We start from the raw sequence: 20,255 nt of genomic DNA on the forward strand, positions 1-20,255 counted from the left end.
CTCACCCAGCACCATCTGCGCCGCCAGATGCACCACCACATCCACACCCGACACCGCCCGCGCCAACGCCGCCGCATCGGTCAACGACGCCTCCACCACCTCCACACCCGACACCGAAAAACACTCGCGAGACCTCACGACGCAGCGCACGTCGTGCCCGGCTCGCTGAAGCGCCGGGACAAGTGTCGAACCGACCCGGCCGGTGGCTCCCGTCACACAAATCAGCGCCATCTGTTGTCATTCCTCCTTGGTCGCGGAACAGCGCTCCCGCCATGCCCGCTTGATGACTTCGATAACCGATCTGTCGATGTCCTCCCCGGTCGGGACAGCGACGCCCTGGTGGTCGTGGCGGGTTCCATGCGCCAGCGCCGATTCGATCGCCGCCCGGATACCACCCGGTGTGCCGGCGCAGTCGAACACCGAAGCCGCTCTGGGGCGACCGTCCTGCCGCGAACCGATGTTGACCGTCGGCGTTCCCACGACAGGCGCCTCGAGGAGGCCGCTCGATGAGTTCCCGATCACCACATCGCAATGCCGGATCAAGCCGAGGTAGCCGTGCTGACCGAGTGACGGAACGAAGGTCGCTAAGTCCGGGTGGTTCGCGACGAACCGCGCCACCGCCTCGGTGATGGCGTGACTTCCGTGGTCCACGTTCGGAGCGGTGAACACGACCGTGCCGTGGTCGTATGTCCTCAGTACGGACAGAAGCGCAGCCAACGCGCGGGAGGTCTCTTCAGGCTTCTCCGTCACAGGGTGGAAAGTCACTGCGAAGCTCGGCGCCCGCAACCGCACACCCAACCTGCGCTCCACCGCTCGCCGATCCGGCAGATGTGCGGTCAGCTCGGCGTCGATGTTGATGCGACCCGCGTTGTGCACCGTCCCCTCGTCGATACCCATTCCGAGGAGTCGCACACGGTCCTCCTCGGCGAACACGAAATGGAGATGAGCCAGTTGCGACAGCGCATGCCGGATGCGGTCGTCGGCGGACCCCAGGGTCAGCTGCCCCCCGCCGAAGTGCACGATCAGGACGTTCCTCGGTAGAGCAGCGAGAGCCGCGGCCAACGCCTCGTAGCGATCACCCAGGACGCACAGGACGTCGGGGGCAATCCGAGCAAAGGCATCGGCGTATCCGAGGACTCCGAGGCCGATCGATTTCGCGACGGCGACCGGGCTGTCACCCGCGAGCACCACCTCGATGCGTTCGGCGACGGTTAACCCGTCCCCTTCGATGGCGTCAACGGTGTTTCCCTGCTCGCGAAGCAAGTGACCGCCGCTGACGAGGATCCGGAGATCGACCTCGGGATCGCGGGCCAGCCGGCGGATGACCGGGACCAGTGGACCGTAGTCGGCACGCGAACCGGTGAAGACACACATCTTGACCTCGCCGGCCGTCAGCACTGGACCTCCGCCTCACGTGAGCCTCGCCCGCCGGCGTGGCGGGCGAGGAGACTGCAGAGCCCCGACACCACCGCACCTTGTTGCCCGCCGGTGATGCCCACCGAACTGGGCAGGGAGAGACCGGCGCGATAGATTCCGTCCGCCACGGATCCGCCCAGCCGTTGGCACGACAGGTACGGCCGCTGCCGGTGCAGGGGTGGCCACAACCTGCGGGCCTGGATACCCCGCGCCTGCATACCTCGCACGATGCCGGAAACGGAAACGTCCTCACCACGAAGCAGGATCGAGTAGAGCCAGTGCGACGGAACCGCCCACTCCGCGCGCGGTGGACGCACGACCGGGGCTGAAGCCAGGAGGCGGTCGTAACGGTCGGCCATCTTTCGCTTGTGCAGCAGGAAGGTTTCGAGCTGCTCCAATTGAGCGAGACCGACCGCCGCGGCGAGGTTGCTCATCCGGTAGTTGTAGCCGACCTCGTCGTGCTCGTAGCCGTCGTCGCCCGACTTGGCCTGGTTCACCAGGTGCCGGGCCCTGGCCACGGCAGCCGGATCGTTGCTCACGATCATTCCGCCGCTGCCGGAGGTGATGAGCTTGTTCCCGTTGAAGGAGAAACAACCGAAATCCCCCACGGTGCCCACCTGCCTGCCGTTGACCGCTCCGGAGCGCCAACGGGAACCGTGAGCCTCCGCGGCGTCCTCGACGATACGAACACCGAAACGCTGCCGCAGCTCGAGAACCGGTTCAATGTCCGCGGGATGGCCGAGGACGTGCACCACTTCGACGACACTCGGAATCCGTCGGCCGAGCCGTGCTCGACGCAGGACGTCGTCGTACAGCCGCTCCGTGTCCATGTTCCAGGTCTGCGGTTCGCTGTCGACGAGCAGGAGGTCGGCGCCCGTGTAACTTGCGGCGTTGGCCGATGCGATGAACGTGAAGTCGGAGACCGCGACCAGTTCACCGCTTGCCGCACCTACCAGTCGCATCGCCACGTGCAACGCCGCTGTTCCACTGGAGCACGCCACCGCGGATCTCACCCCGGTCTTCTTCGCGAACTCGTCCTCGAACCGGCCGACGAAGGGACCGGCCGATGACACGAAGTTGCTTTCGACGCATTCCCGCAGGTAGGCCAGCTCGTTCCCCGCGAGCATAGGCTCCGACAACACGATCCGGCTCGCGCTCACCGGTGGTACCTCGCAGCCCGTTGGCCGTCCACCCTTGGCCTGAGCCAGTCCGCCGTGATCGCAAGCCCCTCGGCCAGCTCCCTCTCGGGTTTCCACCCGATCACGTCCCAGGCCCGAGCCGGGTCCGACAACAGCACCTCGACCTCACCGGCATCAGGTCGAACCCGGAGGGATTCCGACTCGATCTTCGCCGACGCGCCCACGACATCGCAGCAGAGATCGAAGAGCTCGCCCACGGACACGCACGACCCGGTGCCAAGCTGCACCACCGAGCCCGGCGGCGCACCCGAAGTCGCCATCCGCAGGAACCCGTCGACCGTGTCGGACACGAAGGTGAAGTCCCGCTTCGGCCACACACTCCCGAGCTTCACGGTCTCGCGGCCGGCGAGCAGCTGGCCGAGAATCGTCGGGATGACCGCTCTCAGCGACTGTCTGGGTCCGAACGTGTTGAATGGCCGCAACGTGACGACATCCACTCCGAAGGAGCGCGCGTAGGCCTCGCACAGCTGGTCGGCGGCGATCTTGGTAGCGGCGTAGGGTGAAAAGGCCTGCAGCCGGTGGCTCTCCCGGATCGGCACGTCCTCCGGGGTGCCATAAACCTCGCTCGTCGACGTGTTGACGACGCGCGTTCCGGGCGAGTCGCGAGCCGCCTCGAGTACGTTGAGCGTGCCACCCACGTTCGTGCTCACGAACGAGGCCGGCGCTTGGTAGCTGTACGGAATGGCGATCAGCGCCGCGAGGTGGAAGACCACGTCGGCGGCCTCGACCAGCTCACGAACGCACCGGGTGTCGCGGATGTCGCCCAGTCTGAGGTCCAGGTTCGGCGGACGTCGGGCATCCAGTTCGTCCAGCCAGCCGTAGGAGCCGTTGGAGTTGTAGACGCACAGCCCGCAAACCTCTGCCCCCTCTTCGACGAGCTTCTCGACGAGATGGCTACCGATGAAACCGTCAGCGCCTGTCACGAGCACACGCGCCCCCGTCAGCGCACTCACCGGCAACACCTGCCCTGACCAGCGTCAGTTCGGAAATGTTCCACGGCACTTGTCTATGCCACCCGCCCATAGCGGCCCAGACGGCGAGTTCAGCTGGTTGCGGGCGGCTACGCGTTGACAGCCACACACGCTCGCGCGATAATCAACTTACTGTTTCATTCAGCGAAACCAACGTGGTACAGGTGTAAGTCAGCCCTTGCCCCGCTCGCCCGGGGAGAAGGAGGCTTCGGAGATCCGCGTCTGGACTGCCAACGCCCTGCCACGCGAACCGAGTACGCGACAAGGAGCCGGCCGCACATGCACTCGCGCTATCTCGACACCATCGAGTACCAGGCAATGGACATGCCCTCCGCACTCGTCCTGCGCTACTCGGGAGAGCTCGGGAAGAAGACGCTCACCGAGTCGTTCCGGATCCTGTGCCACCGCCGCGCGGCCCTTCGCGCGCGGATCAGAGAGACCGAGCAGGGTTTCGAGCTGTACCTGCCCGACGACGACCGCGCGCCGGAAATCATCTGGCACTCCGGCCTCTCGGACGACGAGCTCGAGCGGTTCACACTGGAGGACCTCTGCAAAACGGCGATGCCCTGGAACGTCGCGGAGGCAGTCGCGAAGCTCACGGTGTTCGCGGGCAGTTCCAGCGGAATCGTCCTGATGCACACCGATCACGCGATCGCGGACGGGCAGGTCAAACTCGCGCTCCTGCGCGAATTCCTCGACATCTACCAGAACCTGTCCGCCGGCGGGCACGTCGAGTCGGCTGTTTCCCGTGATCTGCCATCGCCACCTTCGGTGGTTCTCGCTGGGCGCCTGGGCGTCGATGCGCCGGGCAACGTCCCGACCCCGGCGGAAGCTCCCTCCTTCACCAAGCACGAAGCACTGCGCCACTACATCACCCTGACCGAGCAGCAGAGCGCCGCACTCCGGACCGCAGCAAAGAAGGCCGGCACGTCCGTGCACGCGTTCCTCTGCGGCGTGATCCTGCGCTGCCATCGCCGAGATCGGGGCGAGGCGTTGCCCACCTCGGAGATGGTCTGCTGGGCGCCGGTACACCTGCGGCCGCGGGTTTCACCCGTCGTGACGCCACCGGAGACGACCAACTTCGTGGGAATTCACACGGCACCCGTGAAGGTCGGCGTCGACGACGCCATCGCGGGGATCGCTCACAAGGTCAAGCAGCAGCTGGACGGTTCGATCGCCGACCAGGACATACACCGCAGTTTCCTCACCGACTCCTTCCGGCAGGACGAGGTCGAGAACCTCGGATCGAGCAACTACCTGGACAGCGTCAGCCTGAGCAACCTCGGACGCCTGCCGGGGTTCTCCTGCCCGCCCGGGCTGCGCGTCACCGATTTCCAGGTCTTCACCCACCGCGTCATGGCTCCCTATCCGTGCTACGTCACGTACACCTACGCGGGGCGGCTCACGATCCAGTGCGTCTACCGACCGGATCTGCACTCGCGCGCCGCCGCGGATCGCTACATCGGTGCGATCAGCGCTGAGCTCGACGCCATCACGCGCGAGCGTCCTGATGAGCGCTGAGCCGATGAGTGCCTCTTACCCGGATCGGACAGTCGAACGTCTCGACCTGAGGAGGTGGATCCGCGAAGGTGATCGCGTGATGTGGTCCCAGGGCAACGCCGAACCACTCACCCTCCTGGAACAACTGATCGACCAGCGCCGCGCCTTCGGGCAGATCGACGTCTTCTTGGCACTGTCCTTCAGCAACACGATGCGGCAAGAATACTGCGACGTCTTCCACTACGAGGGTCTCGGCGGTCTCGGCGCGAACTCGCGACTGTCGCGCCAGGGCGTGCTGGAAGTCCACCCCATGCAGCTGGGCCAGTTCTGCAACGACCTCCACGACGGTCGCTTCCCGGTCGACGTCGCCTTCGTCCAGCTGGCTGGCCCCGACCGCGATGGCAACTACAGCGCCGGTTTCGACCACACCTACACGCGCGACCTCGTGTCGAGAGCCCGGGTGGTCATCGCCGAAGTCAACACGAACGCCCCCGTGCTGCCGGGCGCCAGCACGATTCGCCCGGACGAACTGGACGCGGTGGTGCACACCGACCGCCCCGTCTGCCCGGCCCCGGTCGCGGTCTCGGACGAGGTCGATCGGAAGATCGCGGCGCACGTCGCGGAACTCGTTCCCGACCGGGCGACTCTCGAAGTCGGGATCGGTGCCCTGCCGTCGTGTGTTCTGGAAGCCCTGGCCGGCCACCGCGATCTCGGCATCCACACCGGAATGATCACGAGACCCATGCTCAGCCTCATCGGATCCGGCGCGGTGACGAACGCCTTCAAGCCGGTCGACACCGGCTACAGCACCGGCAGCATCCTGGCGTTCGACCAACCGCAGCGCCTCGATCCGTACCCTCTACGACTTCGGCCGTCACGTGAGACGCTGCACTTCACCGCATTGGCCGGACAACCGAGCATGGTCGCCATCAACACGGCGGTCGAGATCGACCTGAGCGGTCAGGTGAACGCGGAGTACGTGCCCGAGGGGTACGTCGGCGCGGTCGGTGGCCTGCTCGACTTCGTCAGGGGGGCGCGGGCATCGGACGGCGGACGCTCGATCTTCGCGATCCACTCCCGAACCTCTCGTGGGCGTTCCCGGATCGTCTCCGCGTTGGCCGGTGGTGTGGTCACGGTCCCGCGCAGCGACGCGAACTGGGTCGTCACCGAATGGGGCGCGGTGGATCTGGCACACGCGTCGCTGTCCGAGCGTGCGAGGCGCCTGATATCGATCGCGCACCCCGATGACCGGGAGGCGCTGTCGAAGGCCTGGCACGACCGGAACTAGAGGCCGGTCGTGGTCTGGAGGAGCGATGCCAGAGGGATTGCTGGGCGGCTGCCACGTGGCCGACCTGTCGACACTTTTCGCCGGTCCGTTCGCTGCCATGATGCTCGGGGATCACGGTGCGGACGTCGTCAAGGTCGAACACCCGCGTGGGGACGATCTGCACCACTGGGGCCGCATGAAGGACGACCAGCCGTTGTTCTTCAAGATGGTCAATCGCAACAAGCGGCTCGTCGCGGTGGACTTGCACCAGGCCGACGGCCAGGAGGTGGTCCGGCGCCTCGTCGCCGACGCGGACGTGCTGATCTCGAACTTCCGGCCAGGACGACTCGCCGCATGGGGCCTCGGCTGGCCCACACTGCACCGTCTCAACCCCCGGCTCGTGCTGGCGGAAGTGACCGGATTCGGGCAGACGGGCCCCTACAGCCGGCTGCCCGGCTTCGGCACACTCGCCGAGTCCGTCAGCGGGTTCGCAGCGATGACCGGGCCACCTGACACCGATCCCGTACTTCCCCCGTTCGGGCTCGCCGACGGCGTCGCTGGTATCGCGGCGGCATTTGCCGTGACTGCGGCGCTGTGGGACCGCGAACGCACGGGCGTCGGCGTGCAGATCGACACCGCGCTCTACGAACCGCTGATGTCGGTGGTGGGTAGCCACATCCTGGAGTTCGACCAGCTCGGAACGCTCCAGCCGCGGATGGGCAACGCCGTCCCGCAGATCGCGCCACGCAACACGTACCGGACCGCGGATGGGCAGTGGATCGCCCTGTCCGGGGCCGCCCAGTCCGTGGCCGGACGGCTGTTGCGTCTGGTCGGTGGTGAGAAAGCGATGCGCGACCCGCGTTTCGCGACCAACGCCGACCGGATCGAGAACCGGGTTGCGCTCGATGGCCTGATCAGCGGATGGGTTGGCAGTCACAGCCGCGCTGAGGTGCTCGAGCGGATGCGAGAGGCGGACGTCGCCGTCGCGCCGGTTTACGATGCGTCGGACATACTACAGGACGAACATTTCCTGGCCCGCGGAAGCATTGTCGAGATCGACGACGATGACCTCGGTCGGATCCGCATGCAGGGTCCGTTCCCGAAGGTTCCACAGAACCCTGGCTCGGTGCGCAATGCCGCCCGCGGTGCCATCGGCGCCGACACCGAGGCCGTGCTCCGGGAGCTGGGCTACTCGAGACCGGACGTCGACCGGCTTGCGGCCTCAGGCGTGATCGCGCGGGGCACCCACGGTGCCGAGACGTGCGGGTAGCGCGGCCGCGGCGACCGCGGCCGACAGCACGGCCAAGCCCGCGCCCGCCCAGGCGACCAGCTGATAAGTACCGGCGGACAGCACGATCGGTTCTCCCGCAGCCTCTCCGATGCGATGCGTCGCGACCGAGGAGAAGACAGCAAGCCAGAACGCCGCCCCCACTTGCTGCGCGGTGTTGATCATACCGGAGGCGGCACCGACATCGCCTGCCGCCAGCCCGGTGGTCGCGAGAACCCTCAGCGCGATGCTGACGCACGAGGCGCCGAGGTACAGCACGAACACCGCACAGGAGACAACCAGCGCACCCGAGCCGGTCGAACTACCACCCGCGGCTCCCAGCATCGCCGACCCCGCAGCCGCGATCACCGCAGAACCGGCGACGATCCACCGCATCCCGACCAACGGTATGAATCGCTGCGCGGCGAGGGATCCGAAGAACACGGCGAACGATGCGGGCATGAAGACCAGCCCGGTGCCCGCTGCCGAGTAGAGCAGGACGTTCTGCAGGTAGAGCGTCGCGACGTAGATGCCGCAAGCAGGAGCACCGCACAACAAGAAGAGCGTCAGGTTGGCGACGGTCAGGGACCGGATCCGGAACAACCTCAACTCGATCATCGGGTTCGGGTGGCGGTGCTCGATGACGACGAACGAACCCGCGAGCAGAATGGCGAGCGCGAAGGCGCCGAGTGTCGGTACGGCGGACCAGCCGTCGCTTTCGACGTTGATCACCGCGTACACGATCGACATCAGAGCGCCGGTCACGGTGACGGATCCCCAGATGTCGAACCGTCCCGTGCGGTCCAGCCGGAACGGTGGTACGGCCCGCTGGGCGAGTACGACGATGGCGACGCACACCGGGACGTTGACGAAGAAGATGGCCGCCCAGGAGAACAGGTCGACCAACACCCCTCCCGCGACAAGGCCCGTCGTCGCGCCGCAACCGCTCACGATTCCCCACAGTGTGAGAGCACGACGGCGTTCCGGCCCGTCCGGGAAGACCCGGACCAGGATCGCCAGCGCGGCGGGCGCCATGATCGCCGCGCCCAGCCCTTGCGCGAACCGGGCCAAGACCAGCATCAGCTGTGTGGCCGACAGCCCGCACACCACCGAGGTGACGGCGAAGATCCACGCGCCGGAAAGGAACGTGATCCGTTGCCCGACGACATCCGCGCAGCGACCTCCGAAGACCAGGAATCCGCCGAAGACCAGGATGTAGGAGCTGATCACCCAGGTCACCCCGGCCGCGGAGAACCCCAGGTCCTGCTGTATCGAGGGCAGTGCGACGAACCCGACGAACGAGTCCAGGACAACGGCGAACTGCGCGAGGCACACCGCAGTGACCACCTTCGTCCTCGCCGTCCGGGCGAGGACAGACCCGTCGGTCGCAGGCGCCGCGCTCATGCCTCCGAGACCCGCCCCCGCTCGATCCAGCCGAGAATCCGCCGTGCTCCCGCGACGATCGCCTCGCCACTGACCGCGGTCATCGAGCCGCTGACCGACGCGGCGACGACGCTCCGCACCCACAGAACCTCCTCTTCGGAAGGCCCGAACGCATCGGCGACCAGCTTGACTTGGCGCGGGTGCAGGCAGAGCTTGCCGGTGAACCCGAGCCGTGCAGCGTGTTCGGCGTCTGCGCGGACCAGGTCCATGTCTTCGATCGCGGTGGTCGCCCCGTCGACCGGCGGGGCGATGCCGGCCGCTCGCGACGCCATGACCACCTGGGCACGGGCGAAGAACATGGCGTCGCGGTCGGCGTGGTTCACTCCGAGCTCCCGGCCGAGGTCGGCGTTGCCGAACACCGCCGTGTCACGCCCGCGACCCCGCAGATCGCGGGCGCGTCGATGACTCCGGACGCCATCTCGATCAGGGGCAGCACGCACGCCCCGGCAGGCATCACGTCGACCACCTGCCGCACCTGTTCGGGGCGGGTGACCTTCGGCACGATGCTCCGCAGACCCGCCCGGCGAGCATGGACAGGTCGCGCTGCCACCAGTCCGTCGTGTCGTCGTTGATGCGGACGATGCCGCTGCCGCCACTGTTCCGCCAGGCGCGGACGTTCTCCCGCGCTCTGCGCTTGTCGGCCGGAACAACCGCATCCTCGAGATCGAGGACAACGAGGTCAGGGTCGCAGTCCACAGCTCTCGAGAACCGGTCCGGCCGATCACCCGGCACGAACAGCATCGTTCGGGCGTCGATCACACTCTCGTGGAACGGCATGGTCACTCCGCGATACGGGTCCGGTCCGACCAGGCGAACACGGGCGCGCCCTCGGACTGCTCGACCAGCCGGAAGTGTTCGTACCCGGCGGCGAACCGGATCTTGAGGCACCCGTCCGGCAGCAGCGACGGGTCGATCTCCAGCACGGGCGGTATCCCGGCGGGTCCGCCGGTGAGCCGAACCTGGATCTTGAGCGCGTCGGACATCACTGCCCCCTTGCCTGTGCCAGTTCGTTGGGCCTGCCGATGTCCTGCCAGTCGTCGCTGAGGGGCCACAGCGCCACCTTTTCGCCGCGGCGCAGGCAGTCTTCGAACAGGTTCGTGATGGGGAACTCCTGATCCGCCGGGATGCGGTCGAGCAGGACCGGGTCCAGCGTGTAGATGCCGGCGTTCACCGGCCATTCCTGCGTCGGCTTCTCGACGATCTGCGTGAGCCGGTTCCGATCGGACTTCAGCACACCGAACGGCACCTCGTGGCGGTACCTGCTCGTGGCGATCGTCGCGAGGGCCTGCTCCCGCCGGTGCGTCTCGAGGAGCTTGCCGACCGAGAAGTTGGTGACCAGGTCGCCGTTCATGACCAGCAGCGGGTGCTCGGCCCGGTAACCGAGGTCGCCGAGCAGCCGCAGCGCGCCACCGGTCCCCAGCGGCAGGTCGGGGTCCTCGCGCAGGTACTCGATGCTGCACCCGAGGTGCCCGCCGTCGCCGAAATGCTTCTCTATGACGTTCGCCAGGTAGTTCACCGAGAGGAATATCTTTTCCACCCCGGAACCGACGAGATGCAGGACCAGCCGTTCCAGAATGGGACGGCCGGCGACGGTCAGCATCGGTTTGGGAATCGTATCGGTCAGGGGCGCCAATCGCGTTCCCCTGCCGCCCGCCATGATCACGGCCCAGTTCGGCAGTTTCGGCACCCCGATGATCCGCCGCTCGACGTGCAGGCCGACCACCCGGTTGCCGGAGTCGACCACCGGGATGTTGCGAACTCCCAGCGCACGCATGAGATCCAGGACCGCCGCCCGGTCGGCGGCCTGGCTCGCCGTCGCACGCCAGGGGCGGACCAGGGGTGCGATCGGGTCGTCCAGCGACACCCCGTTCAGGAGCCCGCGGCGCAGGTCCTGCTCGGAAACCGCACCGACCAACCGGTTGTCGTCATCCACCACGAAAACATCGCTCAGATCGTTCATGTCGACTACGGTGAACGCGTCGCGAATTGAGGCGTTCGAACAAAGCAACAGGTTCGACAAGCACATCGTTCGTCCGTTCATCGTTGACTCGACCGAGGGGGACGCGATCCAGGGTTTCCCAGGTCAAAAGGTCACAGCCAGGGGACGAGTTCACCCAAGGGGCCTCCGCGGGGGCCGGGGGCGCAAAACAGATGAAAGCGTGCGCGAAACGTACGGTGCGGGGGCCAGGAGCGGGACTACGGTCGTGGCTCCATTCGGCGGAAGCAGGGAGTTCTGAGGATCATGGAAGTGGACCTGAACCAGCCCATCTCGCACCTCATCCGGGCCGCTCGGCGGGAGCGGAAGCTGAGTCAGTACACCCTGGCGCGCGAACTGGCGACCGTGTCGGGGCGGCCGACCGTCACGCGTGATCTGGTCGCCCGGTGGGAACGTGGGCACCAGATCCCGAGGCTGGGCACGAGAAGATGGTTGTCCGTCGTCCTGGAGGTGCCCCAGGAGCGGCTCGACCAGGCGGCCGCGGCGGCTCGCAGACGCAATCGGCTCGGGCACGCCGTCGTCACCGACAACGCGCCCGCCACGCCCGGTCCGGCCCGCCGCGCGCAGGGCACCCCGGCCCTCCTCCCGGTCTTCCGGTCGCGTGTCCAGGCCGGCATCCTCGCCGCGACGCTGCTCAACCCCGACCGCTCGTTCAGCCTCACCGAGCTGGCCGAGCACTCCGGCAGCTCGCTGGCCTCCGTGGACAAGGAGAACAAGCTCCTGGAGAAGGCCGGCATCCTGACCAGCCGCCGCGAGGGCACGATCCGGCTGATGCGCGCGTCCGGGGACGGGCCGCTCGCGCGCCCGCTGGCCGAACTGCTGCGCCTCACCTACGGCGTCCCGCAGATCATCGGCGAGGAGTTCGGCTGCGTGCGGGGCGTGGTGCGCATCCTGGTCGGCGGCGTGTGGGCCGACCGGTTCGCCGGCATTCCCGGACCCGCGCCGGAGAGCATCGAACTGCTGGTCTCCCTCCAGCCCGGCGTCCCGGCCGACGAGCAGGCCCTGCACATCGCCGCGCGGCGCGCCGAGCAGCGGCTCAAGCGTCCGGTGAGCTTCTCGCTCGCCGCGCCGGAACGTGGTCTGGACGGCCTGCAGATCCCGCGGCAGCGGCCCGGGCACCCGGTCGTCGAGATCGCCCCGATCCCGCCCCGGCAGGCCCCGCTGACCTCGGGTGTCGGGCTCACCGGGCACGACGTCGTGATGCAGCTGGTGCGCGCGGGTCACCTCGACCTGGTCGGCGGGCCGGCCGGCAACGGGCAGCCGTTCCTGGACCTCGCGGCCAAGCACATCTCCTCGGCCGAGCGGCTCGCGGAGGTCTCGCCGGACTCGGCGTTCCTGCTGCTGGCCAAGTCCGCGCAGCTGATCGGCGCCGGCCTGCTCGCCCGGCAGGGTCTGCGGCCCGCGTTGTCCGCGCCGGAGCAGGTGGTCGGGACGGTCGTGGCGGCCCAGTTCGGGCACCAGTTCTCGCAGATCGAGCTGCTCCGCCAGCGCGCGAAGGAACTGGACACGCCGACCAGCCGGGACAGCCACATCCTGCCCTCGGAGGCCAAGACCTACCTCGGCACCGTGCGCACGCTCCTCGCGGCCGCGCGGGACGTCGTCGGCAAGCTCGCGCTGTTCCACTGATCGGGTCGGAAACGAAACCGAGACCGGGGCGGCGAAACGAAAATGTCGGTCCCCACGGCTAACCTCGCATCCAGTGGACGACCACCTCGCGGTGGAGGTGCGTGATGGCGGTTCTGCGGACGGTCGCGGGTGAGATCGCGAGCGTGGTGACGCACGCGCTGCGGTACCCGGCGGGCATCGGGCGGCGCTGGGCGATCCAGCCCGTCCGCGAGAGCGTGCCGGGCCGCCCGCTGGTGGTGCTGCCCGGCCTGGCCGACAACACCGCGATCTTCACCGACCTGAAGGTCGCGCTGGACCGCTGCGGCGCCGGGCCGGTGGTCTCGTTCAGCTACAGCCTGCTGCTGCGGGACGTGCGGTCCGCGGCGGCGCGGCTGGCCGAGCAGATCGAGCAGCTGTGCGAGGTCACCGGCGCGGCGAAGCTCGACCTGGTGGGCCACAGCCTGGGCGGCCTCATCGCCCGGTACTACGTGCAGCGGCTCGGCGGGCACGAGCGGGTCGGCACCGTGGTCACCGTCGGCACGCCGCACGGCGGCACGGTCGCGGCCTGGCTGTTCTCGCCGATCCCGCTGGCCCGCCAGCTGCGCCCGGGCAGCGACCTGCTGACCGAGCTGAACCGGCCCGCGCCGGGCTGCCCGACGAAGTTCGTCACGTTCTCCAGCGACGGCGACGAGCTGGTGCTGCCCAGCAGGCACGGCCGGATCGAGCATCCGGACCTCGACGTGCGCAACGTGGTGCTGCCCGGGGTCGGTCACCTGGCGCTCGCCGCGCACCGCCAGGTCGTGGAGGAGATCTGCGCGCTGTTCGGGCCCGTCGCCGCTCCCGGCGACGGGGAGACGCTCACCCGGTCGGCCTGACGGTCCGACCTGGGGAGACGAGGCGCCGGCCGGGCGCGGGTCCACGGGCCCGCACCTGCCAGAACCGGGCCTCGGCGGAGCGCGTGCGGGCCTGCTGTACCCTTCTCAGCGGAGGATTGGCCGAGCGGCCTAAGGCGCACGATTGGAAATCGTGTTGGGTGTAACAGCCCTCACGGGTTCGAATCCCGTATCCTCCGCCGCTGAACAGGCAAAACGCCGGGCGACCCGCACAGGGTGCCCGGCGTTTCGCCGTTGAGGGTGCAGTTCGGGTTGCAGTTGACCTCTGTCAGGCCGGGATCGGAACCCCCGCCGGACCGTCGTCACCGTCCCCGAGCAAGGCCAGCAGAGGACGCGCCAGGTGGTCCGGGAGCGAGCCCGCGAGCTTTCGGATGCCCTCCCGCTGGTCCTCGGACAACTCCGGGCCGCCGTCGTCCGCAGCCGCGTTAGCGTCGGCCCAGATGTGCCCGCCGACTTGCTCGGCGACGGCGGTCACCAGGTCGTCGGTGACGTGCATGTACCGCTTCGCGATCCCGGCATCCGACCAGCCCATCAGCTCCATGACCGCGGGCAAGGGCACCTTGAGCACGAGCAGCACCGTCGCGGCCGTGTGGCGAGCGTCGTGCAGCCGTGCGTCACGGACACCGGCCTCCCGCAGGAGCGCTTTCCAGGCCCGGTGATCCTCAGTCGGGTGCACGGGACGGCCAAGCAGGTTCGCGAAGATCCAGCCGCCCTCCTCCCAGAGGTTCGCCGCATGCTCGCGCTCCTGCTCCTGCCGGACCCGGTGCGCCTCCAGGGCTTCCACCACCTGGTGTGGCACACCGACCGTCCGGCGGCCCGCTCGCGACTTCGTTTCCGAGGCCACCACTCCCCCGCCGTGCCGGTTCGGGCAGTGGGCACCCAGCCGGTGCCCGCACGAGCCCGCCGGTTCGCACCCGTGCTGCCAGGTCCGCTGTTGCAGGGCACGGCGAATCGTGACGGTGCCACTTCCCCGGCGGGCGGCGCATTCCTTCGGGCTCAGCTTCTGTCGGCACGCGCTGTTGCGGACGCACCCGTGTTTCCACGTGATCGAGATATCCGACCACTTGAGCCCGAGCGCTTCGCCTCTCCGGAGTCCGAGCGACAGAGCCACGATGTACCGCGCGCCATTCCGCATCTCCGATGCTGCCTCGATCAGCCGCCGCGCCTCGTCCTGCGAGAACGGAACGATTTCCTCTTCCTCGATTCGCGGTGGCTTCGCGATGCGCGCCGGGTTTTCGACGATGTGGCGTCGGCGCACAGCCTCATTCAGTGCCGCTCTGACGGTTCGGTGTGCCAAGTGGACAGTTCCCGGTCGCAACGCTGGTTTTCCTTTGGCGGTGTAGCTCTTTTCCTGCATCCGGCGGTAAAGGGCCTCCAGGTGTTCGGGTTGCAGCTTGTCGATCCGATGCTTCCCGATTCCGGGAATGAGGTGGTTGTAGACCGAGGATCGGTAGCCGACCATCGTCGTGTGGCGCACGGACGGGGCCGCGATGTTCTCCACCCAGTAGCGCAGCCACTTTTCCACCGTCCAGGCCCGGCCGGGCTTCCGCACTTTCCCGCTGTCGCGCATCCGCTCCAGCTCGCGAACGGCGTCGATGACTTCCGTCTCGTTCGACTTCTTGACGTGGCGCCGGTCGGGCTTCCCGTCGTCGTGGACGCCCATGGTGACCCAGCCGTGCCACTTCCCGTCCTTGCCGAGGTAGATCGAGCTGGCGCCGTTTGGCCGGCGGGTGCCTTCGGGTCGTTTCGTGCGTGCCATGTCTTGTCCCCCTTCGTGATCAGGCAGCGGTGGGCTGCTCGGTGGTGAGCTGGTCGACGTAGGCCGTGAGCGCGGCGGCCGGAACGCGGCGGAGGTGACCGATTCGGACGGTGGCGATGTGCCCGGCCTTGATGAGCGCGAACATGGTGGTGCGGCCGATGCTGAGCGCGCGGGCGGCGTCCTCGACGGTCAGCAGAACGCGGCCGGGGTCGGTGGTGTGGGCGGTGTCCATCTGGTGCGGCTCCCGTAAGTCGTGCTGGTGATGGGGGCGGCAGATGGCATGGTCGTGCTCCTTCCGGGATGTGGGCAGGGTGAATCGGCCGGTGAATCCGGCGCGGCGGCGTGAATATTCACGCCGGGCTGGTCGGGCCCGTTCACGTTGGCTGGGCTGCGGGAACGGGCGGGACGTGAATGGAGTGAGTCAGGTGAGCAGACCGGCGAAAGCGGCCGGAGTCCGGGTGCCCGCGGCCCGTGCGGCGTTCACTCACTCGTCGTGCGCGAGTTACGGCCCTCACGAGCCCACCACGCCCCGGTTTGCCGGGGTTCGACGCTCGCTGCCCGGTCCCGAGCTGCGCCGTAACTCCGTAACTTCGCGCTGATCAGGGCGGGTTACGGCTCGATCCGAGCGCGAGTTACGTCCGTAACTCGCCCGGCGGGCCGTAACCCCCGCCGTAACTCGATCTCGGCGCCCCTGGGGACGGGCGCGAGGCCCGGTCTCGGGACCGTTGTGGCGGGCGCGCGATGGTCGACGCTAGGCGCTAGCTGCCTGGTCGTCGGGCGTGTGGGTCGCTAGCGAGGACGCTAGGTCTAGCGTCGGCGGACGCTAGCGCTCACGGCCGACGCTAGGGCGGTCGGCCGCGTCACTGGCGGCCGGATCGGCGGGTTGGCATGGTCCTCCGAAAGGGGTCTAGGGCTCTAAGTGGCTGGTCAGCGTGGCTGCAAGGGCCTAGACGTGGGGTCTAGGTCTAGACCCCCCACCGGGTCTAGACCGGGCCCGGCGGCGGCGGGTTAGTTAGCTCGGTCCGAGGTACCTGCAACCCATCTTCCGAGGTGTGCGCGGTACAGATCTAACTCGGCTAACCCAGCTAACCCGGCTAACTTCGCGCAGGTCAGGCAGCGAGTTAGAGCCTGCGGGCGGCGGGTTAGAAATCTAACCCGCTGGCGGTGAGCTAACCCGCGATCTAACCCCGGCTCTAACCCGTCGATCCGGCTCGCCGGGGGTGGTCGGATCGCGACGACCTGCGGCGGACCGGGGTATGTGGCCGGTGTCCTCGGCGGTTGAGCAGTCAGGAGCCGAGGGCCTCCCCGTACCCGCCGCTGCCGGAAGGGAGGGAACCGGCGGCCCGGTCGCGAGAGCGGTGTATCCGGGGGTTTCCGGGCCTCCCCGGCGGTCGTTCCCTCGCTCCCTTGAGGCCGGTTCGCGCAGGTCACCCCTAGGGAGTCGGCCGATGAGGCACGGAGGGAGAATTCCCTTCCTCCCGCGCGGCTCCCTAGTCCGTTCCCTTCCGGTTCCCGGCCCGTCAGGTGACGGCGAGTACGGGGGTGACCGTGCCCGGCCAAGGGAGCAAGGGAGCAAGAGCGCAAGGGAGCAGACAAAGGGAGGGGTGCTCCCTTGGTGCGCTCTTGTCCGCGAGTGACGCGGTGACACGGTGATAGTCGGGCCGCTGTCACGGCTGTCACGCTGTCACTCGACAGGCGCTGACCAGCGGAAATGAGGTGGCTCAGGGACGTGACTCGTGTGCCGGTCGGCGGCAAGGGAGCAGTCAAGAGCGCACCTCTGCTTCCTTGCGCTCTTGCTCCCTTGCTCCCTTGCCCTCTTCCGAGGTGGGCAAGGTCCAGAACCAGGCGCCGTCCTTGACCGAGCGGGCGCCGATGTCCGTCTTGGCGCGCTTGAGCTGGTCCTTGCTGTACATGCCCGCAGCCTGACCCTGCTCGATGACCTCCGTGGCGGGCGCGCTTCCGCCGTGGCTGGTCAGGTACTCGCGCAGCCACGTGCGTACCTCCTCACGCTCGTTGACCTCGCCCTTCGGGGCCGGGGTCTCGTCCAACAGGTCGTTGACGTGGGTATCGGTCTCGCCGAGCATGACCAGCCGCCCCCACTGGGCCGGGCCTTCCTCGGTGTCCAGCTCGACCGAGTCGACCTGGTAGCGCATCGACGGCAGGTCAAGACGGCCAAGGTTGTTCTTCACCTGCGAGATCACGCACGAGCCGTCGTCGGCCGTCGTGTCCCTCGCGAACGCGATCGCGGCCCGGGCGACGGCGGAGAAGGCGCGGCCGCCCATGATGCGCGAGAGCACGTCGGTGCCGGTGGCCTTGTTGAAGTGCGCCAGCCCGAACACCGCGCAGTCGGTGGCGTCGGCGAGTTCGGACAGCGGTTCCAGGGCGCGGCGGAGGTCGGCGTCCTGGTTGGTGTTCAGGCTGCCGTCCACGGCGGAGATGAGCGGGTCCACGATGAGCAGCCCGACGTCGTGACGGCGGATCTCCTCCCCGAGCGCGTCGCAGTCCTTGGGCAGGGACAGGGGCAGGTGGTGACCGCCGACGTGCTCGACTTCGACCCGGTAGACGCGGTGCATGTCGGCGCCGGCCACGATCAGCCGTCCCGCGAGCGTGCGCTCCCACGAGTCCTCGGTGGCCGCGTAGATGACGCTCTTGGGCCTGCCCTCGTACACGCCGGGCAGCTCGCCGAGCGTGACCCGGGCGGCCAGCCACGCGCAGAACAGCGACTTGCCGATGCCCTCGCGGCCCGGCCCGATCGTCAGTGCACCGTGCGGCATCCGACCGTCCCACAGCCAGTACGTGGGGCGCAGTCGGATACCGGCGGCCGGGGTCAGCCGGACCCGCCGGACACCGTTCACGGTGGCCGACTCGTCGGCGTTCACCGGCTCCAACGGCGCCGGTTCGTGAACGGGTTCACCCTGGGCGTTCACGGGCCGCAGATGCCGCCCGGCTGCCTGAGGGGAAGTCACGATCGATGCTCCTCACGAACGATGTACGTGAACGGGATGCTGCGGGCCGGATCGACCCTCGATCCGGGCTCGACTCATGCAGGTCGGGCCGATAAATCGAGCTGGTCACGATCGAGGGATCGAGGGTCGATCCCGTGCGGCTGGTCGGGGTGGTTGCCCGGCCCGGCGGGCGCGTTCATCACCACGAGTCGGACTCGATCCGTGGCGGGCGGGGTGGACCCGCCGGGCCGGGCAAGCGGTGGGTTACCGGAGCGGGTTCAGGCGGTGGTGCACCAGCAGGCACGCGGTCGATCGCTGGGACTCGCCGCCCTCGCTTCGCGGCCACAGCCGCCCCTCGCACCGGTCGTACTCGTCATCGCTGATCCCGCCGCGAGTCCACGCCCTGCCGCTGGCGCAGTGGGCGTCGTGGATGCGCCCGGCGTGGTCCTGCCCGATGCGGGAGAGTCCGTGGAGCACAAGGGCGGCCACCTGGTCGCGGGTCATCCGCCGGTTCAGCCGGGTACCGCAGTAGAACAGGGCAACCGTGGCCTCCCCGTAGCTCACGACCACGGACGTGCCCTCGGCGGGTTCGAGCAGCATCCTCGCCACAGGGCGCCCATCGCGGTCTCGAACCGTGCTGGCGGGCGACACCCGGACAGCGGACGCGTCCAGCTCACGAGCAAGCACGGCGGTCACTGGGCCACCCCCGCGAGCCCGCGGCGCCGAACCGGCTTGCGCGGGACAGGAATGTCCAGCGCGAACGCGTGCCGCACGGCCGTCCGGAGCGCGGGCACGAAGTCGGCCCACTCGCTGCCCGGCGCCAGGTTGCCCACCCGTACGCACGCCTCGTGGATCTCGTCCAGCCCGGCGTTGATGACCTGCCCGGCCACGCACTCCCGGACGTAGTCCAGGTCGTCCAGCTCGTCGGCGGTCAGCCCGACCTCGGCGCACCGGAACAGGGCGCCCACCATCTCCTCTTCGCTCAGGCTCAGCGGAGCGCTGAACGCGATCGTGCGCGGCTGCTCGCCGTACTGGGAGGTCTGCACCTGCACGGCCATTCCGCCGAAGGTCGCCGTCGTCGTGGGAACCATCTCAGGCCACCTCCCCCGCCGCGTCGTCGCTCGCGGCGACCGGGGCGCCCTCGACCACGTACGCCTGGTACGCGGCCTCCGAGCAGGCGTTGACGTAGATGTTCGCGGCCGTGCCGGTGATCCGGATCGTGCCCTTGCCCGTGCCGATCTTCAGCGCGTCCAGCTTGCCGGACTCGATCGCCCGGTAGATGGTCGCTACCGAGACGTCCAGAGCCTCAGCCACGGCCTTGACCCGGTACATGCGGTTATCCTCGAACTGCATCGACGCTCCCAAGGTTTCGATGTGCGCCCCGGCCGGTGCTGCAACACCGGTCGGGGTTTCTGCGTTTCGTGCGCTGTCTGCGACAAGAGAGACGTTACGCAACACTGCTAACCCTGTCAACAGAGTCATATCTCAGCTAACCCGGTTGGCTGAATGTACCCTGGTCGACATGGGAAAACTGGACCCCGACGACCCCCGCCCCCCGTACCGGCAGATCGCGGACAGTCTCAGGTCCGAGATCGAGTCCGGCACGCTCGGACCCGGCGCGCAGCTACCGGCGCTACCTGCGCTGACCAGCGAATACGGGGTGTCGATCGGCACTGCGAAGAGCGCCCTGGCCGTGCTGCGGGACGCCGGTCTGATCGTCACTCGGCAGGGCAAAGGCTCATACGTGCGCACCCGTCCCGAGTCGCCAGACGGCGAGGCCGCGACGGTCGTCGACCAGCTCAGGGAGACCGTCGCCGAGCTGGTCGACCGCGTGGATGCACTGGAGCGCAAGCTCGCCGACCGCTGATCGTTCGAACCGTTGACTTTCGGCTCTGTCGTTGCTGCCTTCACACCTACAACGATCGTCGAAATGATCGCCGAGCCACAGTGTCGTGCCTGGTGAGACGCCTGCAACGCGGTGATATCACCGCATC

At 68.3% G+C, this 20,255-nt stretch carries 21 protein-coding genes and 1 tRNA gene; 7 read left to right on the forward strand and 15 right to left on the reverse strand.

The annotated features are described in order from the left end of the window. The 4 genes from D0D15_RS27960 to D0D15_RS27975 form a co-directional block, all read right to left on the reverse strand. Positions 1-231: NAD-dependent epimerase/dehydratase family protein (locus tag D0D15_RS27960; RefSeq protein ID WP_115944876.1), on the reverse strand; the 231-nt coding region annotated here is incomplete at its 3' end. A gap of 6 nt (positions 232-237) precedes the next feature. Further along, positions 238-1,398 carry a UDP-N-acetylglucosamine 2-epimerase gene (gene neuC / locus D0D15_RS27965; protein WP_094008768.1) on the reverse strand — a complete coding sequence of 387 codons (1,161 nt, stop codon included), beginning with the start codon at positions 1,396-1,398 and terminating at the stop codon, positions 238-240. Next, complete coding sequence (locus tag D0D15_RS27970; protein WP_094008767.1) at positions 1,392-2,576, reverse strand: DegT/DnrJ/EryC1/StrS family aminotransferase; 1,185 nt, start codon at positions 2,574-2,576, stop codon at positions 1,392-1,394. Before D0D15_RS27970 ends, neuC begins: the two co-directional genes overlap by 7 nt. Continuing rightward, positions 2,573-3,568, reverse strand: coding sequence for an SDR family NAD(P)-dependent oxidoreductase (locus D0D15_RS27975; RefSeq protein WP_233157528.1), 996 nt, complete (start codon positions 3,566-3,568; stop codon positions 2,573-2,575). The genes D0D15_RS27970 and D0D15_RS27975 overlap by 4 nt, the downstream gene beginning before the upstream one ends. Positions 3,569-3,865: 297 nt before the next feature. Here D0D15_RS27975 and D0D15_RS27980 point away from each other — a divergent pair, with 297 nt between their 5' ends. The 3 genes from D0D15_RS27980 to D0D15_RS27990 all read left to right on the forward strand — a co-directional run bounded on the left by D0D15_RS27980 (position 3,866) and on the right by D0D15_RS27990 (position 7,623). Next, on the forward strand, positions 3,866-5,107 hold the full coding sequence (locus D0D15_RS27980) for a phthiocerol/phthiodiolone dimycocerosyl transferase family protein (protein ID WP_094008765.1): 1,242 nt from the start codon (positions 3,866-3,868) through the stop codon (positions 5,105-5,107). A gap of 79 nt (positions 5,108-5,186) precedes the next feature. Beyond that, the gene (locus tag D0D15_RS27985) at positions 5,187-6,374 is read left to right on the forward strand and encodes an acetyl-CoA hydrolase/transferase family protein (protein WP_233157529.1); all 1,188 of its coding nucleotides are present in this window, start codon (positions 5,187-5,189) and stop codon (positions 6,372-6,374) included. A gap of 25 nt (positions 6,375-6,399) precedes the next feature. Further along, entirely contained in the window at positions 6,400-7,623 is a 1,224-nt protein-coding gene (locus tag D0D15_RS27990) for a CaiB/BaiF CoA transferase family protein (protein ID WP_094008763.1), read from the forward strand. Here D0D15_RS27990 and D0D15_RS27995 read toward each other — a convergent pair. From D0D15_RS27995 to D0D15_RS28010, 5 genes are all read right to left on the reverse strand, one after another. Then, entirely contained in the window at positions 7,576-8,955 is a 1,380-nt protein-coding gene (locus D0D15_RS27995) for an MFS transporter (protein ID WP_158224479.1), read from the reverse strand. The two genes, D0D15_RS27990 and D0D15_RS27995, sit on opposite strands and share 48 nt — an antisense overlap. Before the next feature lie 65 nt (positions 8,956-9,020). Further along, positions 9,021-9,422, reverse strand: coding sequence for an aldolase/citrate lyase family protein (locus D0D15_RS36675; RefSeq protein ID WP_198958386.1), 402 nt, complete (start codon positions 9,420-9,422; stop codon positions 9,021-9,023). Positions 9,423-9,516: 94 nt separating this feature from the next. After that, a complete protein-coding gene (locus D0D15_RS36680; RefSeq protein WP_198958385.1) occupies positions 9,517-9,840 on the reverse strand; it encodes an aldolase/citrate lyase family protein in 324 nt (107 codons plus the stop codon). A gap of 2 nt (positions 9,841-9,842) precedes the next feature. Then, complete coding sequence (locus D0D15_RS28005; RefSeq protein WP_094008761.1) at positions 9,843-10,046, reverse strand: DUF5988 family protein; 204 nt, start codon at positions 10,044-10,046, stop codon at positions 9,843-9,845. Continuing rightward, the gene (locus D0D15_RS28010) at positions 10,046-11,083 is read right to left on the reverse strand and encodes a nucleotidyltransferase family protein (protein WP_158224478.1); all 1,038 of its coding nucleotides are present in this window, start codon (positions 11,081-11,083) and stop codon (positions 10,046-10,048) included. Before D0D15_RS28010 ends, D0D15_RS28005 begins: the two co-directional genes overlap by 1 nt. 222 nt (positions 11,084-11,305) lie before the next feature. On the opposite strand from D0D15_RS28010, the gene D0D15_RS28015 reads away from it, so the two are divergent. From D0D15_RS28015 to D0D15_RS28025, 3 genes are all read left to right on the forward strand, one after another. Then, positions 11,306-12,685: a transcriptional regulator gene (locus D0D15_RS28015; protein ID WP_094008759.1), complete on the forward strand. Its 1,380-nt coding sequence runs from the start codon at positions 11,306-11,308 to the stop codon at positions 12,683-12,685. Between the two features lie 104 nt (positions 12,686-12,789). After that, a complete protein-coding gene (locus tag D0D15_RS28020) occupies positions 12,790-13,539 on the forward strand; it encodes a lipase family alpha/beta hydrolase (protein WP_094008758.1) in 750 nt (249 codons plus the stop codon). A gap of 110 nt (positions 13,540-13,649) precedes the next feature. Then, positions 13,650-13,736, forward strand: a tRNA-Ser gene (locus tag D0D15_RS28025). Between the two features lie 89 nt (positions 13,737-13,825). Here the strand turns inward: D0D15_RS28025 and D0D15_RS28030 are convergent. The 6 genes from D0D15_RS28030 to D0D15_RS28055 all read right to left on the reverse strand — a co-directional run bounded on the left by D0D15_RS28030 (position 13,826) and on the right by D0D15_RS28055 (position 19,614). Beyond that, positions 13,826-15,316 carry a tyrosine-type recombinase/integrase gene (locus tag D0D15_RS28030; protein ID WP_094008757.1) on the reverse strand — a complete coding sequence of 497 codons (1,491 nt, stop codon included), beginning with the start codon at positions 15,314-15,316 and terminating at the stop codon, positions 13,826-13,828. Positions 15,317-15,335: 19 nt separating this feature from the next. Further along, a complete protein-coding gene (locus D0D15_RS28035) occupies positions 15,336-15,548 on the reverse strand; it encodes a helix-turn-helix domain-containing protein (RefSeq protein ID WP_094008756.1) in 213 nt (70 codons plus the stop codon). Positions 15,549-17,079: 1,531 nt separating this feature from the next. Further along, entirely contained in the window at positions 17,080-18,195 is a 1,116-nt protein-coding gene (locus D0D15_RS28040) for an AAA family ATPase (protein WP_162830675.1), read from the reverse strand. Between the two features lie 330 nt (positions 18,196-18,525). Beyond that, positions 18,526-18,861, reverse strand: coding sequence for a hypothetical protein (locus tag D0D15_RS28045; protein ID WP_143266251.1), 336 nt, complete (start codon positions 18,859-18,861; stop codon positions 18,526-18,528). A 92-nt stretch (positions 18,862-18,953) separates the two neighbouring features. Beyond that, positions 18,954-19,352, reverse strand: coding sequence for a hypothetical protein (locus D0D15_RS28050; RefSeq protein WP_094008751.1), 399 nt, complete (start codon positions 19,350-19,352; stop codon positions 18,954-18,956). A 1-nt stretch (position 19,353) separates the two neighbouring features. Next, positions 19,354-19,614, reverse strand: a complete 261-nt coding sequence (locus D0D15_RS28055; RefSeq protein WP_233157526.1) for a helix-turn-helix domain-containing protein — start codon at positions 19,612-19,614, stop codon at positions 19,354-19,356. A 169-nt stretch (positions 19,615-19,783) separates the two neighbouring features. On the opposite strand from D0D15_RS28055, the gene D0D15_RS28060 reads away from it, so the two are divergent. Next, positions 19,784-20,128 carry a GntR family transcriptional regulator gene (locus tag D0D15_RS28060; protein ID WP_094008749.1) on the forward strand — a complete coding sequence of 115 codons (345 nt, stop codon included), beginning with the start codon at positions 19,784-19,786 and terminating at the stop codon, positions 20,126-20,128. Positions 20,129-20,255: the final 127 nt, after the last annotated feature.

Origin of the sequence: Amycolatopsis thermalba, from assembly GCF_003385215.1 — a bacterium.
GTDB lineage: Bacteria > Actinomycetota > Actinomycetes > Mycobacteriales > Pseudonocardiaceae > Amycolatopsis_E > Amycolatopsis_E thermalba.

What these genes read in the sequence shown, in the direction of transcription:
- D0D15_RS36680 (WP_198958385.1), bottom strand. Translation starts at nt 9,840, where the DNA reads ATGCCGTTCCACGAGAGTGTGATCGACGCCCGAACGATGCTGTTCGTG.
- D0D15_RS27985 (WP_233157529.1), top strand. Translation starts at nt 5,187, where the DNA reads ATGTGGTCCCAGGGCAACGCCGAACCACTCACCCTCCTGGAACAACTG.
- D0D15_RS28005 (WP_094008761.1), bottom strand. Translation starts at nt 10,046, where the DNA reads ATGTCCGACGCGCTCAAGATCCAGGTTCGGCTCACCGGCGGACCCGCC.
- D0D15_RS28030 (WP_094008757.1), bottom strand. Translation starts at nt 15,316, where the DNA reads ATGGCACGCACGAAACGACCCGAAGGCACCCGCCGGCCAAACGGCGCC.
- D0D15_RS28020 (WP_094008758.1), top strand. Translation starts at nt 12,790, where the DNA reads ATGGCGGTTCTGCGGACGGTCGCGGGTGAGATCGCGAGCGTGGTGACG.
- D0D15_RS28060 (WP_094008749.1), top strand. Translation starts at nt 19,784, where the DNA reads ATGGGAAAACTGGACCCCGACGACCCCCGCCCCCCGTACCGGCAGATC.
- D0D15_RS27980 (WP_094008765.1), top strand. Translation starts at nt 3,866, where the DNA reads ATGCACTCGCGCTATCTCGACACCATCGAGTACCAGGCAATGGACATG.
- D0D15_RS28050 (WP_094008751.1), bottom strand. Translation starts at nt 19,352, where the DNA reads ATGGTTCCCACGACGACGGCGACCTTCGGCGGAATGGCCGTGCAGGTG.
- D0D15_RS28035 (WP_094008756.1), bottom strand. Translation starts at nt 15,548, where the DNA reads ATGGACACCGCCCACACCACCGACCCCGGCCGCGTTCTGCTGACCGTC.
- D0D15_RS28015 (WP_094008759.1), top strand. Translation starts at nt 11,306, where the DNA reads ATGGAAGTGGACCTGAACCAGCCCATCTCGCACCTCATCCGGGCCGCT.
- D0D15_RS27990 (WP_094008763.1), top strand. Translation starts at nt 6,400, where the DNA reads ATGCCAGAGGGATTGCTGGGCGGCTGCCACGTGGCCGACCTGTCGACA.
- D0D15_RS28045 (WP_143266251.1), bottom strand. Translation starts at nt 18,861, where the DNA reads ATGCTGCTCGAACCCGCCGAGGGCACGTCCGTGGTCGTGAGCTACGGG.
- D0D15_RS28055 (WP_233157526.1), bottom strand. Translation starts at nt 19,614, where the DNA reads ATGCAGTTCGAGGATAACCGCATGTACCGGGTCAAGGCCGTGGCTGAG.